This is a genomic window from Streptomyces sp. NPDC043876 (genome assembly GCF_056435825.1).
Genome location: NZ_JBWKDV010000002.1, coordinates 819,954 through 833,641, shown reverse-complemented (window position 1 = coordinate 833,641; position 13,688 = coordinate 819,954). Strand labels below are relative to the sequence as shown.

Annotated in this window: 14 protein-coding genes and 1 riboswitch; of the genes, 6 read left to right on the top strand and 8 right to left on the bottom strand. The window is 73.4% G+C overall.

Features of this window, described 5'->3' with window-relative positions; genetic code table 11:
- Positions 1-26 precede the first annotated feature (26 nt).
- The 5 genes from AC0693_RS08845 to AC0693_RS08825 form a co-directional block, all read right to left on the bottom strand.
- Positions 27-980 (bottom strand): hypothetical protein, encoded by a 954-nt coding sequence (locus AC0693_RS08845; RefSeq protein ID WP_478801308.1) that lies wholly within the window; start codon positions 978-980, stop codon positions 27-29.
- Between the two features lie 41 nt (positions 981-1,021).
- A complete protein-coding gene (gene metF, locus AC0693_RS08840) occupies positions 1,022-1,936 on the bottom strand; it encodes a methylenetetrahydrofolate reductase [NAD(P)H] (RefSeq protein ID WP_356412168.1) in 915 nt (304 codons plus the stop codon).
- A 144-nt stretch (positions 1,937-2,080) separates the two neighbouring features.
- Positions 2,081-2,719: a thiamine phosphate synthase gene (gene thiE / locus AC0693_RS08835; protein ID WP_478801307.1), complete on the bottom strand. Its 639-nt coding sequence runs from the start codon at positions 2,717-2,719 to the stop codon at positions 2,081-2,083.
- A gap of 70 nt (positions 2,720-2,789) precedes the next feature.
- Positions 2,790-3,155 (bottom strand): Rv2175c family DNA-binding protein, encoded by a 366-nt coding sequence (locus AC0693_RS08830; protein WP_356412165.1) that lies wholly within the window; start codon positions 3,153-3,155, stop codon positions 2,790-2,792.
- 102 nt (positions 3,156-3,257) lie between these two features.
- Positions 3,258-4,511: an NAD(P)/FAD-dependent oxidoreductase gene (locus AC0693_RS08825; RefSeq protein ID WP_478801371.1), complete on the bottom strand. Its 1,254-nt coding sequence runs from the start codon at positions 4,509-4,511 to the stop codon at positions 3,258-3,260.
- 127 nt (positions 4,512-4,638) lie between these two features.
- Positions 4,639-4,751, top strand: a riboswitch (TPP riboswitch).
- Here AC0693_RS08825 and thiO point away from each other — a divergent pair.
- The 5 genes from thiO (at position 4,749) to AC0693_RS08800 (ending at position 10,313) form a co-directional block, all read left to right on the top strand.
- Positions 4,749-5,927 (top strand): glycine oxidase ThiO, encoded by a 1,179-nt coding sequence (thiO, locus tag AC0693_RS08820; RefSeq protein WP_469319207.1) that lies wholly within the window; start codon positions 4,749-4,751, stop codon positions 5,925-5,927. (Overlaps the previous riboswitch by 3 nt.)
- Positions 5,924-6,160, top strand: coding sequence for a sulfur carrier protein ThiS (gene thiS, locus AC0693_RS08815; protein WP_478801306.1), 237 nt, complete (start codon positions 5,924-5,926; stop codon positions 6,158-6,160). Before thiO ends, thiS begins: the two co-directional genes overlap by 4 nt.
- Before the next feature lie 2 nt (positions 6,161-6,162).
- Entirely contained in the window at positions 6,163-6,978 is an 816-nt protein-coding gene (locus AC0693_RS08810) for a thiazole synthase (RefSeq protein ID WP_356412159.1), read from the top strand.
- Between the two features lie 546 nt (positions 6,979-7,524).
- The gene (gene pknB / locus AC0693_RS08805; RefSeq protein WP_478801305.1) at positions 7,525-9,456 is read left to right on the top strand and encodes a Stk1 family PASTA domain-containing Ser/Thr kinase; all 1,932 of its coding nucleotides are present in this window, start codon (positions 7,525-7,527) and stop codon (positions 9,454-9,456) included.
- Complete coding sequence (locus tag AC0693_RS08800) at positions 9,456-10,313, top strand: deoxyribonuclease IV (RefSeq protein WP_478801304.1); 858 nt, start codon at positions 9,456-9,458, stop codon at positions 10,311-10,313. Before pknB ends, AC0693_RS08800 begins: the two co-directional genes overlap by 1 nt.
- A 34-nt stretch (positions 10,314-10,347) precedes the next feature.
- On the opposite strand, the gene AC0693_RS08795 is transcribed toward AC0693_RS08800, so the two are convergent.
- A complete protein-coding gene (locus tag AC0693_RS08795) occupies positions 10,348-10,980 on the bottom strand; it encodes a sulfite oxidase-like oxidoreductase (protein WP_468467598.1) in 633 nt (210 codons plus the stop codon).
- A gap of 164 nt (positions 10,981-11,144) precedes the next feature.
- On the opposite strand from AC0693_RS08795, the gene bfr reads away from it, so the two are divergent.
- Entirely contained in the window at positions 11,145-11,624 is a 480-nt protein-coding gene (bfr, locus tag AC0693_RS08790; RefSeq protein WP_356409768.1) for a bacterioferritin, read from the top strand.
- A gap of 79 nt (positions 11,625-11,703) precedes the next feature.
- On the opposite strand, the gene AC0693_RS08785 is transcribed toward bfr, so the two are convergent.
- Positions 11,704-11,979, bottom strand: a complete 276-nt coding sequence (locus AC0693_RS08785; protein ID WP_469336616.1) for a (2Fe-2S)-binding protein — start codon at positions 11,977-11,979, stop codon at positions 11,704-11,706.
- A gap of 148 nt (positions 11,980-12,127) precedes the next feature.
- Entirely contained in the window at positions 12,128-13,492 is a 1,365-nt protein-coding gene (locus AC0693_RS08780; RefSeq protein WP_468471053.1) for a class II 3-deoxy-7-phosphoheptulonate synthase, read from the bottom strand.
- Positions 13,493-13,688: the final 196 nt, after the last annotated feature.

The following is a 13,688-nucleotide window of genomic DNA, read 5'->3' as shown; positions in this document are numbered from 1 at the left end:
CGCCCGGGCCGCCGGGCGCCCGGCCGTCAGTAGCGGTACGGCTCGTAGTCCCCCGTGCCCTGGTACGGGTACGGGTAGGGCTGCTGCGGATCCGCCGGGTCGGGGTGCTGCCCCTGCTGCTGGGGGTCCGGCTCGGTGTAGCGCTGCTGCGGCACCCACACGCCGCCGGGCGGGGTGTCCATGGAGTACTGCTGCTGCGCCGCCTGGTTCTGGGCGGCGTACGGGTCCGCATACGGCGCGTAGTCCGCGTACTGCGCGGGCTGGGCGCTGCCGCCCGTGCCGATGTAGGGGTCGGAGTAGGCGGCGTACACCTGCTGGTCCCCGGCCACCGGATAGCCGGTGTGGTAGTCGTACCCGTCGCCCTGGTACTGCTGCTGCGACTGCTGCGGGTGGCCGTCCTGCGCCGGGGCGAACTGCGGGTCGTAGTAGGCCGCGTACTGCTGGGCGTCCTGCGGGTGCGCGTCCTGCTGACCGGCCGCGGCGAAGGGGGAGGCGAAGGCCTCGGTCGGCTGGGCGCCGTACGGTCCCGGCTGCTCGTCCCGGTGCGCGGCCGCGGTGTCCCGGTCCCCGCCGTGGTAGGCGTCGCGCTCCGCTCCGGTGTCCTCGGCGTCGTCCGGACCGGACGCGGTGGGCCCGTACTCCAGGTCGCTCACCTCGAGGGCTGGCTCGCGCTGTGCGCCGCCGGCCCCGCGCCGCCGCTTGGAGGCGGTCCGTACGGGCGCCCCGCCCCGGCGCAGCGCCCAGCCGGCCACGAAGCCCTTGCGGAAGGAGAGCGTCACCAGGGTCTGGCCGACCGCGAAGGCGGTCGCGCCGGCCGCGATGACCAGCACCGAGGGCAGCATCACCCCGACGACCACGCCCACGAAGCCGGTGAAGGCGAGCAGCCTCCAGCGCAGCCTGGCCTTGTACTGGAGCAGTACCTCGGCAAGCAGCCACAGCGCGACGAATCCGAACGCGATGTAGAGGACCGTCATTCCCATGCATGGCCCCTCTCGGGTAGGCCGCCCACGGGTACGGCCGTTCAGGCCCGCTGGTGCAGGCCCAGGTTCTCGTAGATCTCCAGCGTCGCCGTGGAGTTGTGCGTGATGAAGTGCAGTCCGGGAACGCCTTCGGACAGCAGCCGCGCGCAGAACTCCGTGGCGAACTCGATGCCAATGGAGCGTACAGCGGCGCGATCGTCCTTGACGGCGAGCATGCGCTCTTTCAACTCCGCGGGGAAGACCGCGTTGCTCAGTTCCGGCAGCCGGTCCAGGGTCCGCACGTTCACAACAGGCATGACTTCAGGGATGATCGGGGTTTCGCAGCCCGCCTTCTCCACCCGGTCGCGCAGCCGCAGGTAGTTCTCCGGATCGAAGAACATCTGTGTGATCGCATAGTCGGCGCCCGCACGGCACTTGTCCACGAAGTGCCGGATGTCCGTGTCCCAGTCGAGGGACCGCGGGTGCATCTCGGGGAAGGCCGCGACGCCGACGCAGAAGTCGCCGGACTCCTTGATCAGCCGGACCAGGTCGGCGGCGTACAGCACGCCCTCGGGGTGCTCGATCCACTCGCCGAGCGGGTCGCCGGGCGGGTCGCCGCGCAGCGCGAGCATGTTCCGGATCCCGGCGTCGGCGTACTGGCCCAGCACGTGGCGCAGCTCGGCGACCGAGTGGTCGACGGCCGTGAGGTGCGCGACCGGGGTGCAGGTGGTGTCGGCGGCGATCCGCTCGGTCGCCTTGACGGTGCCCCCGCGGGTCGAACCGCCCGCTCCGTAGGTCACCGAGACGAAGCTCGGGGCGACGGCCTCGATGCGGCGCAGGGCGTTCCAGAGGCTGCGCTCCCCCTGCTCGGTCCGGGGCGCGTAGAACTCGAAGGAGTACGACGACTTGCCGGACGCGAGGATGTCGCGGACGGTGCGCGCGCGGTCCGGGCGGGTGGAAGCGGTACCAAGGGCCATGTGCGCAGGTTAGACGCGCCCTTGCGCCGACCGAAGCGGCGTCCATGGATTGGACAGATTTTTGGACAGTCGGGGCGGCCGGGGCGGGTACGGGGGCTCGCGGGACCGGCGGGACCCGGCCTTGCCGGCCGGCGGCCGGGGCGCTCAGCCCAGGCGCGCGCGGACCCGCTTCGCGAGGTCCGCGGCGGCCGCGCCCGGGTCGGTGGCCTCGGTGATCGCGCGGACGACCACGACCCGCTCGGCGCCCGCGTCGAGCACCTCGTCCAGGTTCCCGGCGTCGATCCCGCCGATGGCGAACCAGGGGCGGTCCTGGACGAGCGAGGCGGTGTACCGGACCAGGCCGAGCCCGGGGGCGTGGCGGCCGGGCTTGGTCGGGGTGGGCCAGCAGGGGCCGGTGCAGAAGTAGTCGACGCCGGTTTCGGCGACGGCGGCGTCCACCTCGGCCTCGGCGTGGCAGGAACGGCCGATCAGCACGCCGGCGCCGAGGATGGCGCGGGCGGCGGGCACGGGGATGTCGCCCTGGCCCAGGTGCAGGACGTCGGAGCCGATGGCGTGGGCCACGTCGGCGCGGTCGTTGACGGCGAGGAGCTTGCCGTGGCGCCGGGCGGCTTCGGCGAAGACCTGGAGGTGTTCGAGTTCCTCGCCCGCTTCCATGCCCTTGTCGCGCAGCTGGACGATGTCGACGCCGCCCGCGAGGACGGCGTCGAGGAACGCGGGGAGGTCGCCCTGCCGCTTGCGGGCGTCCGTGCACAGATAGAGCCGGGCATCGGACAGCTGCTGCATGGGAGAACCCCCGGGGTGGCCGTGGCGTACGGGCCCGGGCGGGCCCGCACACCACGTGGAGCGGATCAGGTCAGACGGCGAGCGCCTGAGCGCGGCGCTTCACCTCCGTGCCGCGATTCTCGCTCAGGGCCTGCACGGGGGTGCCGGGCAGGGTGGGGTCGGCGGTGAACAGCCACTCCAGGATTTCTTCGTCGGTGAAGCGGTCGTCCCGCAGCACGGTCAGCAGGCCGACGAGACCCTTGACCACCTTGTCGCCGTCGATGAAGGCGGCCGGCACCTGGAGGGAGCGGTTCTCCCCGCGGCGCACCGCGATGAGCTGGCCTTCCTTCACCATCTGCCGGACTTTGGTCACCTCGATGCCGAGCATCTCCGCGATGTCGGGGAGGTAGAGCCAGGCAGGGACGAGCTTTTCGATCTTTGCGTCAATCTCGGTCACGGGGACAAGCCTGCCATCCAGGACTGACAGCCGGTAGTCGGGCGGGCCGGGCGGGGTTCCCGCGGGGCCCGCGGACCCCGCGGGAACCCCGCCCGGCGCCGGTCACAGGACGGCCGATTTCAGCGGAACGGCCGGGTCCGCGGCCTTCGCCGGGTCCACCGGCGCCCCCGACTCGATGAGCTTGCGGCCCTGGGCGAGATCGCGCGGGCGCCCCACGGCGAGCACCGCCACCAGCACCCCCGCGCGCAGCCAGCACACCGACCAGGCGTCGTCCGCCGGGTCGCCGCGCCACAGCAGGGTGTCGGCCGCGGCGTGGTGGCCCGCGTACTGGACGAAGCGGCCGAACTGCTCGGACCAGAAGTACGGGACGGGGTCGTAGACGGCGGGGGGTTCCCCGGCCAGGGCGGCCAGGATGTTGGCGGCGACCGTGCGCGGGCCCTGCAGGGCGTTGTCCCAGTGGTGGACGAGGAGCCGCGCGCCGAAGCGCGCGGACGGGAAGGAGGCGCAGTCGCCGACGGCGTACACGTCGGGCAGCGAGGTCCGCAGGTGGGCGTCGGCCGTGACCGAGCCGTCGCTGCCGCGCTCGACGCCGGTCCCGGCCAGCCAGCCGGTGGCGGGGCGGGCGCCGATGCCGACGACCACGGCGGCGGCGGGCAGTTCGCCGCCGTCGGCGAGCAGCACCCGGCCGGGGGCTCCGGCGGCGCCCGGTTCGATCCCGGCGACCCGGGCGCCGGTGATCAGGCGGACCCCGGCCCCGGCGTACCAGGCGGCCATGGGCGCGGCGACCTCGGCGGGCAGGGCCCCGGCGAGGACCCGGTCGGCGGCCTCGACCACGGTGACGGCGCAGCCCGCCCCGCGGGCGGCGGTGGCGAACTCGGCGCCGATCCAGCCCGCGCCGACCACCACGGCCTCGGGTGCGGCGGCCAGCACCGGGCGCAGCCGCTCGGCGTCGTCGAGGGTGCGCAGCAGGTGGACGCCGGGCACCCCCTCGGTGCCGGGGAGGGTGAGCGGCTCGGCGCCGGTGGCCAGGACCAGAACGCCGTAGGCCACCTCGCCCGCGGTGGTGTCGAGGGCGTGGTCGGCGGCGCGCAGCGCGGTGACCTCGACGCCGAGCCGCAGGTCGATCTCCAGGCCGGCGAAGTCCACCTCGAAGGCGGCGCCCTCGGCCTTGCCGAGGAGGACGGCCTTGGAGAGCGGGGGCCGGTCGTAGGGCTGGTGGGGCTCGGCGCCGAGCAGGATCACCGGTCCGGTGAAACCCCGCTCCCGCAGGGCCACGGCGGTCTGCACCCCGGCCATTCCGGCGCCGACGATCACTACGGGGGGCGGGGCCCCGGGCCCGTCCGTCGGCTCCCCCACCGGGCCGTCCGCCCGCTCGTACGTCTGCTCGGTCTGCTCGTTCACGCCGCCACCCTAACCATCTGACGATCCGTCAGGAACAGGGAGGCCGCTTACCCGGTCCCGGCGGCGGGGTTAGTCTGGCCACCGTACCTATCGCGGGAGTCCGGGCGCACCGGGCTGAGAGGGAGGCTGGACGGCCTCCGACCGTACGAACCTGATCCGGGTCATGCCGGCGAAGGGAGGGGCTGGACGCCCATGCACTCTCACGGAGAATCCGGCCGGGGATGCGATGTCCTCGTCATCGGGGGCGGCATCATCGGCCTGGTCACCGCCTGGCGGGCGGCCCGCCGCGGACTGCGCACCGTACTGGCCGACCCGGCCCCCGGCGGCGGCGCGGCGCAGGTCGCGGCCGGCATGCTCGCCGCCGTCACCGAGCTGCACTACGGCGAGGAGACCCTGCTGGGTCTGAACCTCGCCTCCGCCGAGCGCTACCCGGCCTTCGCCGCGGAGCTCGCCGACGCGAGCGGCGGCCTCGGCATCGGTTACCGCGCCTGCGGCACCCTGGCCGTCGCCCTCGACGCCGATGACCGGGTCCACCTGCGCGAACTGCACGCCCTCCAGCGCCGCTGCGGCCTGGAATCCCAGTGGCTGACGGGCCGCGAGTGCCGCCGGCTGGAGCCGATGCTGGCCCCGGGCGTGCGCGGCGGGCTGCGCGTGGACGGCGACCACCAGGTCGACCCCCGGCAGCTCGCGGCCGCGCTGCTGGCCGCCTGCGAACGGGCCGGGGTCGTCCTCCACCGGGCGAAGGCCGCCCGGCTCACCGTCACCGCCGACCGCGCTGCGGGCGCGCTGCTCGACGACGGCACCGCGGTCGCCGCCGACCAGGTGGTGCTGGCGGCGGGCAGCCTCAGCGGCAGGCTGGACGGCGTACCGCCGCGGGCGCTGCCTCCCGTACGGCCGGTCAAGGGGCAGGTGCTGCGGCTCACCGTGCCGCCCGCCCGCGCGCCGTTCCTGTCCCGGACGGTCCGGGCCGTGGTCCGCGGCAGCCACGTCTACCTGGTGCCGCGCGAGAACGGCGAACTCGTCGTCGGGGCCACCAGCGAGGAACTGGGCTGGGACACCACCGTCACCGCGGGCGGGGTGTACGAGCTGCTGCGCGACGCGCACGAGCTGGTCCCCGGGATCACCGAGCTGCCGCTCACCGAGACCCGCGCGGGCCTGCGCCCCGCCTCCCCCGACAACGCCCCGCTGCTCGGCCCCACCGAACTGCCGGGGCTGCACCTGGCCACCGGCCACTACCGCAACGGCGTCCTGCTGACCCCGGTCACCGGCGACGTACTGGCCGACGTCCTGACCACGGGCGAGCTGCCCGAGGTGGCCCGCCCCTTCAGCCCGCGCCGTTTCTCCGCCGTACGCGAGGAGTCCCCCGCATGACCGCCTCCGGCCCCCGCGCCGCCTCCGCCGCCCGCGTCGTCTCCGTCAACGGCGAGCCCCGCGAGATCCCCGCCGGCACCACCCTGGACGCGGTCGTCGCGACGCTGACCGCCGCCCCCAAGGGGGTCGCCGCCGCGCTCAACGAGACCGTGGTCCCGCGCGGCCAGTGGGCCGCCACGGCGGTGGACCACGGCGACCGCGTCGAGGTCCTCACCGCGGTCCAGGGAGGCTGACCATGGCCGACGACCACGACAAGGACCACGACGACCTCTTCACCCTGGGCGACCGGACCTTCTCGTCCCGCCTGATCATGGGCACGGGCGGTGCGCCCAGCCTCGACGTACTGGAACGGGCGCTGACCGCCTCCGGGACCCAGCTGACCACCGTGGCGATGCGGCGCCTGGACCCGACGGTCCAGGGCTCCGTGCTGTCCGTCCTCGACCGGCTCGGCATCGCCGTCCTGCCGAACACCGCGGGCTGCTTCACCGCGGGCGAGGCCGTGCTGACCGCGCGGCTGGCGCGGGAGGCGCTGGGCACCGACTGGGTCAAGCTGGAGGTGGTCGCCGACGAGCGGACCCTGCTGCCCGACGGCGTCGAGCTGCTGGACGCCGCCGAGACCCTCGTCGACGAGGGCTTCACGGTCCTTCCGTACACGAACGACGACCCCGTCCTCGCGCGGAAGCTGGAGGACGTCGGCTGTGCGGCGATCATGCCGCTCGGGTCGCCGATCGGGTCCGGGCTGGGCATCCGCAACCCGCACAACTTCGAGCTCATCGTCGAGCGGGCCGGGGTGCCGGTGATCCTGGACGCGGGGGCCGGGACGGCGTCCGACGCGGCGCTGGCGATGGAGCTGGGGTGCGCGGGGGTGATGCTGGCGTCGGCGGTGACGCGGGCGCAGGTGCCGGTGCTGATGGCGGCGGCGATGCGGGACGCCGTGGCGGCGGGCCGGCTGGCCCGTCGCGCGGGGCGGATCCCGCGCCGCCACTTCGCCGCCGCGTCCTCCCCCGCCGAGGGCCGGGCCACCCTGGACCCGGAACGCCCGGCCTTCTGACCCCCTTACCTGCCTCCGGCGGGCCCTCAAACGCCGGGCAGGCTGAAATCGCCCCCACCGCCGCCTGCGGCGCGCCCTCAAACGCCGGGCGGGCTGGAATGTCCCCGAGCGGGCTGACAGCGCCGCCGCACAACCGGACGCCAAAGGCCGAGCCCCGCCCAATCAAGCCGCCCGGCGATTGAGGGCCCGCCGGAGGCAACAGCGGCCACCGCGCCGCCGCACCCACCACACCTGCGGCGCGCCCTCAAACGCCGGGCAGGCTGAAATCGCCCCCTGATCGCCAAGGGCAGAGCGCAACCACATCAAGCCCGCCCGGCGATTGAGGGCCCGCCGGAGGCAACAGCGGCCACCGCGCCGCCGCACGCTCGGCGCCTGCGGCGTGCCCTCGAACGCCGGGCGGGCTGAGACGGCCCCCGGGACAGGGACCCCAAACGCCGGGCAGGCTCAGATGGCCGCGGGGCCGGGCCCGGGCCCGGAGCGTCACAGGTGCGCTGCAAGCCACGGGCCCCGGACCGGCACCGCATCCGGCACTCGTAGAATCGGCGGGTGGATACGACCCTGGAAGACCCCCTCGTCGGGCGCGTGCTCGACGGCCGCTACCGCATCGACGCCCGCATCGCGGTCGGCGGGATGGCCACGGTCTACCGGGCCGTCGACACCCGCCTCGACCGCGTGCTCGCGCTCAAGGTGATGCACCCGGCCCTCGCCGCCGACACCGCCTTCGTCGAGCGGTTCATCCGCGAGGCCAAGTCCGTGGCCCGCCTCGCGCACCCCAACGTCGTCGGCGTCTTCGACCAGGGCACGGACGGCCCGTTCGTCTTCCTCGCCATGGAGTACGTCTCCGGCTGCACCCTGCGCGACGTGCTGCGCGAGCGCGGCGCCCTGCGGCCGCGGGCCGCGCTCGACATCCTGGAGCCGATGCTCGCCGCGCTCGGCGCCGCCCACCGCGCCGGTTTCGTGCACCGGGACATGAAGCCCGAGAACGTCCTGATCGGCGACGACGGCCGGGTGAAGGTGGCCGACTTCGGCCTGGTCCGCAGTGTGGACGCCGTCACGGACACCACCGGCTCGGTCCTCGGCACGGTCTCCTACCTCGCCCCCGAGCAGATCGAGAACGGCCTCACCGACACCCGCGTCGACGTGTACGCCTGCGGCGTCGTCCTGTACGAGATGCTCACCGGCGCCAAACCGCACACCGGCGGCACCCCGGCCCAGGTCATCTACCGCCACCTCAACGAGGACGTGCCGCCCCCGTCGGCCGCCGTCCCCGGGCTGCCCGCGGCGCTGGACGAGCTGGTCCGCGCCGCCGCCGCCCGCAACCCCGAGCTGCGCCCGTACGACGCGGTGGCCCTGCTCGCCCTGACGCGCGAGGCCCGCTCCGCGCTGACGGACGGCGAGCTGGACGCCGTACCGCCGCAGGCGCGCGCCGAGGAGCGGACGGCGGCCGAGGACCGCACCAGCGTGATCCCGCGCACCGCCCCGGCGCCCGCACCCGCGGGGCCCGAGCACACCTCCCGCCTGGAGCACCCGGGCCCGCCGGTCCGCGCGGACCGCCCGCACGCGGTACGCCGCCCCCGACCCGGCATCCGCCCGCGGCGCGGCACCTACCTGACCGTCGCCGGGATCCTGCTGGCCCTCGGCCTCGGCACCGGCGTCTGGTACATAAGCTCCGGCCAGTTCACCCGGGTCCCGCACCTGCTCGGCAAGACCGAGGAGCAGGCCCGCGCCCAGCTGTCGGCGTCGGGCCTCGGGGTGAAGGGCGTCGACCGGAAGTTCAGCGACGCCTTCGAGCGCGGCACCGTGATGAACAGCGACCCGGAGAGCGGCGGGCGGATCCGCGGCAACGGCGCGGTGACCCTGGTCATCTCCCGCGGCCCGCAGGTCGTCCCGGTGCCCGACCTCAAGGGCAAGCCGCTGGACGCCGCGAAGGCGGAGCTGACGAAGGCGGGCCTCGCCCCCGGCCTCGTCACCCAGGAGTTCAGTCAGGACCTCCCGCAGGGCGCCGTGGTCGCGACCAACCCCCGGGGCGGCGCCCAGCTCGCTCCCGACGCGGCCGTGGCTCTGGTGGTCAGCAAGGGCCGCCCGGTGCAGGTCCCGAGCGTGGTCGGCGCGGGCGTCGAGCAGGCCCGTAAGGGCCTGGAGGACCTCGGCCTGAAGGTCGAGATCGCGCCCGAGCAGGTCAACTCGGCGAGCCCGGCCGGTTCGGTGGCCAACCAGTCGCTGAGCGCGGGCGCCCAGGCGGCCGCGGGCGACACCGTCACGCTGACCGTCTCGAAGGGCCCCCGCCAGATCCCGGTGCCGGGCGTCACCGGCCAGGACGTGGACGCCGCGAAGCGGGCGCTGGAGGGCGCGGGCTTCAAGGTGCGGGTGGAGCGCCCGTTCCTGTCGTTCAGCAACACCGTCGACGCGCAGTCGGTGCCGGCGGGCCAGAGCGCCCCCGAGGGCGCCACGATCACCGTCAGGACCAAGGGGCTGTGATGCGCAACCCGGTCGGCGGGCACGTCCCCGTCGCGGGCGGACTCGCCTCGGTGGGGCTCGCGTACGCCCGCGACATGGGCGCCGAGGCCGTCCAGGTCTTCGTCGCCAATCCGCGCGGCTGGGCGATGCCGGCCGGCAATCCGGCGCAGGACGAACTGTTCCGCGCCGGGTGCGCCGAGGAGTCGATCCCGGTCTACGTGCACGCCCCGTACCTCATCAACTTCGGTTCGCACACCGGGGCGACGGTGGAGCGGTCCGTGGAGTCGCTGCGCCACTCGCTGCGCCGCGGCCGCGCGATCGGCGCCCGGGGGGTGGTCGTCCACACCGGTTCGGCGACCGGCGGCCGCCCGCGCGAGGCGGCGTACGCGCAGATCCGCGAGCACCTGCTGCCCCTGCTGGACGAGTTGACGCACGACGACGACCCCTTCCTGCTGCTGGAGTCGACGGCCGGCCAGGGTTCCTCCCTGTGCTCCCTGGCCGGGGAGTTCGGGCCGTACTTCGAGGCGCTCGACGCCCACCCCATGCTCGGGATCTGCCTGGACACCTGCCACGTCTTCGCGGCCGGGCACGACCTGGCGGAGCCGGGCGGGACGAAGCAGACGCTGGACCTGCTGGTGGACACGGTGGGCGAGGGACGCCTCAAGCTGATCCACGCGAACGACTCGAAGGAGGGCGTGGGCGCCCACAAGGACCGGCACGCCAACATCGGGCAGGGCCACATCGGGCGCGACGCCTTCGGCGAGCTGTTCTCGCACCCGGCGATGGACGGCGTACCGCTGGTCATCGAGACGCCGGGCGGCAAGGAGGGGCACGCGGCGGACATCGCGCTGCTGAAGGAACTGCGCGGGCTGCACTGACCGCTGGGCGCTCCCCGTGGTCGGCGGGCGGGCGTCAGAGCTCCGGACCGTCGCCCGGTTCCTCCTGGTAGGAGTAGCGCTGCTCGCGCCAGGGGTCGCCGATGTTGTGGTAGCCGCGCTCTTCCCAGAACCCTCGCCGGTCGGCGGTCATGTACTCGATGCCGCGGACCCACTTGGGGCCCTTCCAGGCGTACAGGTGCGGGACGACCAGCCGCAGCGGGAAGCCGTGTTCGGCGGTCAGGGGTTCACCGCCCTGGTGGGTGGCGAAGACGGCCCGCTCGGAGGCGAAGTCGGCGAGCCGCAGGTTCGAACTGAAGCCGTACTCGGCCCACACCATCACGTGGGTGGCCGTCGGCGCGGGCGGGGCCAGTTCGAGCACGTGGCGGGTGAGCACCCCGCCCCATTCGGCCCCCGGCATGCTGAATTTCGTCACGCAGTGCAGGTCGGCGGTGACGGTGGAGAACGGCAGCGCCGAGAACTCCTCGTGGTTCCAGCAGTGCTTGTCGCCGTCGGCGGTGGCCCCGAAGACCCTGAACTCCCAGCGGTCCGGCTTGAACTTGGGCACGGGACCGTAGTGGGTGACCGGCCAGCCCCGCTGCAGACGCTGCCCCGGAGGGAGCTCCGGCTGCGCTGCTTCCGCAGTTTCGCGGCTATCCGGCTGACCCATGTCTCCATGGTGACAGACGGACCAGGGTGGTCATGACCAGGTCCGGGCCGATTCGGGCAAGTCAGAGCAACTCCCACTAAGGAGGCACTTACTGGACGCCTCCGGGCGGCGGTGCGAGGATGCGCGCACCTGCCCCGTCACACCGCTGGAAGGAGCCCTCTGCCATGCAGGGCGACCCCGAGGTTCTTGAATTTCTCAACGAGCAGCTGACCGGTGAGCTGACCGCGATCAACCAGTACTGGCTGCACTACCGCATCCAGGACAACAAGGGCTGGACCAAGCTCGCCAAGTACACCCGTGCCGAGTCCATCGACGAGATGAAGCACGCGGACAAGATCACCGAGCGCATCCTGATGCTCGACGGTCTGCCCAACTACCAGCGGCTCTTCCACGTCCGGGTCGGCCAGACCCTGACGGAGATGTTCCAGGCGGACCGCCAGGTGGAGGTCGAGGCGATCGACCGCCTCAAGCGCGGCATCGAGGTCATGCGCGGCAAGGGCGACGTCACCTCGGCGCGGCTGTTCGAGGAGATCCTGGAGGACGAGGAGCACCACATCGACTACCTCGACACCCAGCTGGAGCTCATCGAGCAGATCGGCGAGCCGCTGTACATCGCCCAGCTGATCGAGCAGCCGGAGAGCTAGTCCCGGGCCGGTCCGGGCGCGGGGCTGCGCCGAACGGGTGGAACCGGTTGACGGAACGGGCGCCCGCGGGCGCCGGGCGTCACGCGGCCGGGGCGAGCGCCTCGTCGGCGACGGCCGCGGCGAGCACCGGGTCGGCGGCCAGGACCGCGGCGGCGTTGCCCGTCTCCAGCAGCTCGCGGCGGGGGCACGCGCCCCGGCCGAGCAGGCCCTGGATGGTCCGCACGCACGAGCCGCAGTCGGTGCCGGCCTTCGTGACCGAGGCGATCTGGCGGGGCGTGCACGCTCCCGCGTCCGCGTGGGCCTTGACCTGCTGGTCCGTGATGCCGAAGCAAGAGCAGACGTACACGCGGTTCACCTCCCGGACGGGGCCACCCCCCATTCGGTGAGGCTTACCTAACCCTACCCAAACTTAGGGTTCCCTAAAAGACCCGGATACGCCGATGGGGCGCGGATCACATCGATCCGCGCCCCACCGTCGTAGAGGCCACCTGCGCACCACGTTCCTACTGGTCGCGGTACATCTCGGCGACCAGGAACGCCAGGTCCAGCGACTGGCTGCGGTTGAGCCGCGGGTCGCAGGCCGTCTCGTAGCGCTGGTGCAGGTCGTCGACGAAGATCTCGTCGCCGCCGCCGACGCACTCCGTCACGTCGTCGCCGGTCAGCTCGACGTGGATGCCGCCCGGGTGGGTGCCCAGCGCCTTGTGCACCTCGAAGAAGCCCTTGACCTCGTCGAGCACGTCGTCGAAACGGCGCGTCTTGTGGCCGGAGGCCGCCTCGAAGGTGTTGCCGTGCATCGGGTCGGTGACCCACGCGACGGTCGCGCCCGACGCGGTGACCTTCTCGACCAGCTCGGGGAGCTTGTCGCGGACCTTGTCGGCGCCCATGCGCACGACGAAGGTCAGCCGGCCCGGCTCGCGCTCGGGGTCGAGGCGGTCGATGTACGTCAGCGCCTCGTCCACGGTGGTCGTGGGGCCGAGCTTGATCCCGACCGGGTTGGAGATCTGCGCGCAGAACTCGATGTGCGCGTGGTCCAGCTGGCGGGTGCGCTCGCCGATCCAGACCATGTGGCCCGAGGTGTCGTAGAGCTTGCCGGTGCGCGAGTCGGTGCGGGTCAGCGCACCCTCGTAGTCGAGGAGCAGCGCCTCGTGGGAGGCGTAGAACTCCACGGCCTTGAACTCGGCCGGGTCGGTGCCGCAGGCCTTCATGAAGTTCAGCGCGTTGTCGATCTCCCGCGCGAGCTGCTCGTAGCGCTGCCCGGACGGGGAGGCCTTCACGAAGTCCTGGTTCCAGGCGTGCACCTGGCGCAGGTCGGCGTAGCCACCGGTGGTGAAGGCGCGGACCAGGTTCAGGGTCGACGCGGAGGCGTGGTACATCCGCTTCAGCCGCTCGGGGTCCGGGATCCGGGCCTCTTCGGTGAAGGCGAAACCGTTGACCGAGTCGCCGCGGTAGGTCGGCAGCGTGACGCCGTCGCGGGTCTCGGTGTCCTTGGAGCGCGGCTTGGAGTACTGGCCCGCGATGCGGCCGATCTTGACCACGGGCACGGAGGCCGCGTAGGTCAGGACGGCGCTCATCTGGAGCAGCGTCTTCAGCTTGGCGCGGATGTGGTCGGCGGAGACACCGTCGAAAGCCTCGGCGCAGTCGCCGCCCTGGAGCAGGAACGCCTCGCCCTTGGCGACGGCTCCCAGTCGGGCGCGCAGCTGGTCGCACTCACCCGCGAAGACGAGCGGAGGATACGACTCGAGGTCCGCGACGACAGCGCGCAGAGCCTCGGCATCGGGGTACGAAGGCTGCTGCGCCGCGGGAAGGTCTCGCCAGGTCGCCTTGGCGGCGGGGGCTTGGTTTTCAGCGTTCACGGTCACCTCGTACACATTACGTCGTCACACGCCCCGTCCAGCCCGGCGATCGGATCGTGAGACGGGCGTCTCCCCGCGGGCCTCCCCCATGGGCTAGGGTGCCCCGCATGTACGCGCACTCGAACCAGAACTGGTGGTGGACCGCTCCGTTGGCGGCCCACTGACATCGCGTACCCACCGAACAGACGCGAAGGCCGCCCCCGGGGGCGGC

Excerpts from the sequence above, each read along its gene's own strand:
- AC0693_RS08845 (WP_478801308.1), bottom strand. The coding sequence starts at position 980 with ATGGGAATGACGGTCCTCTACATCGCGTTCGGATTCGTCGCGCTGTGG.
- metF (WP_356412168.1), bottom strand. The coding sequence starts at position 1,936 with ATGGCCCTTGGTACCGCTTCCACCCGCCCGGACCGCGCGCGCACCGTC.
- thiE (WP_478801307.1), bottom strand. The coding sequence starts at position 2,719 with ATGCAGCAGCTGTCCGATGCCCGGCTCTATCTGTGCACGGACGCCCGC.
- thiO (WP_469319207.1), top strand. The coding sequence starts at position 4,749 with ATGCACTCTCACGGAGAATCCGGCCGGGGATGCGATGTCCTCGTCATC.
- thiS (WP_478801306.1), top strand. The coding sequence starts at position 5,924 with ATGACCGCCTCCGGCCCCCGCGCCGCCTCCGCCGCCCGCGTCGTCTCC.
- AC0693_RS08810 (WP_356412159.1), top strand. The coding sequence starts at position 6,163 with ATGGCCGACGACCACGACAAGGACCACGACGACCTCTTCACCCTGGGC.
- AC0693_RS08800 (WP_478801304.1), top strand. The coding sequence starts at position 9,456 with ATGCGCAACCCGGTCGGCGGGCACGTCCCCGTCGCGGGCGGACTCGCC.
- AC0693_RS08795 (WP_468467598.1), bottom strand. The coding sequence starts at position 10,980 with ATGGGTCAGCCGGATAGCCGCGAAACTGCGGAAGCAGCGCAGCCGGAG.
- bfr (WP_356409768.1), top strand. The coding sequence starts at position 11,145 with ATGCAGGGCGACCCCGAGGTTCTTGAATTTCTCAACGAGCAGCTGACC.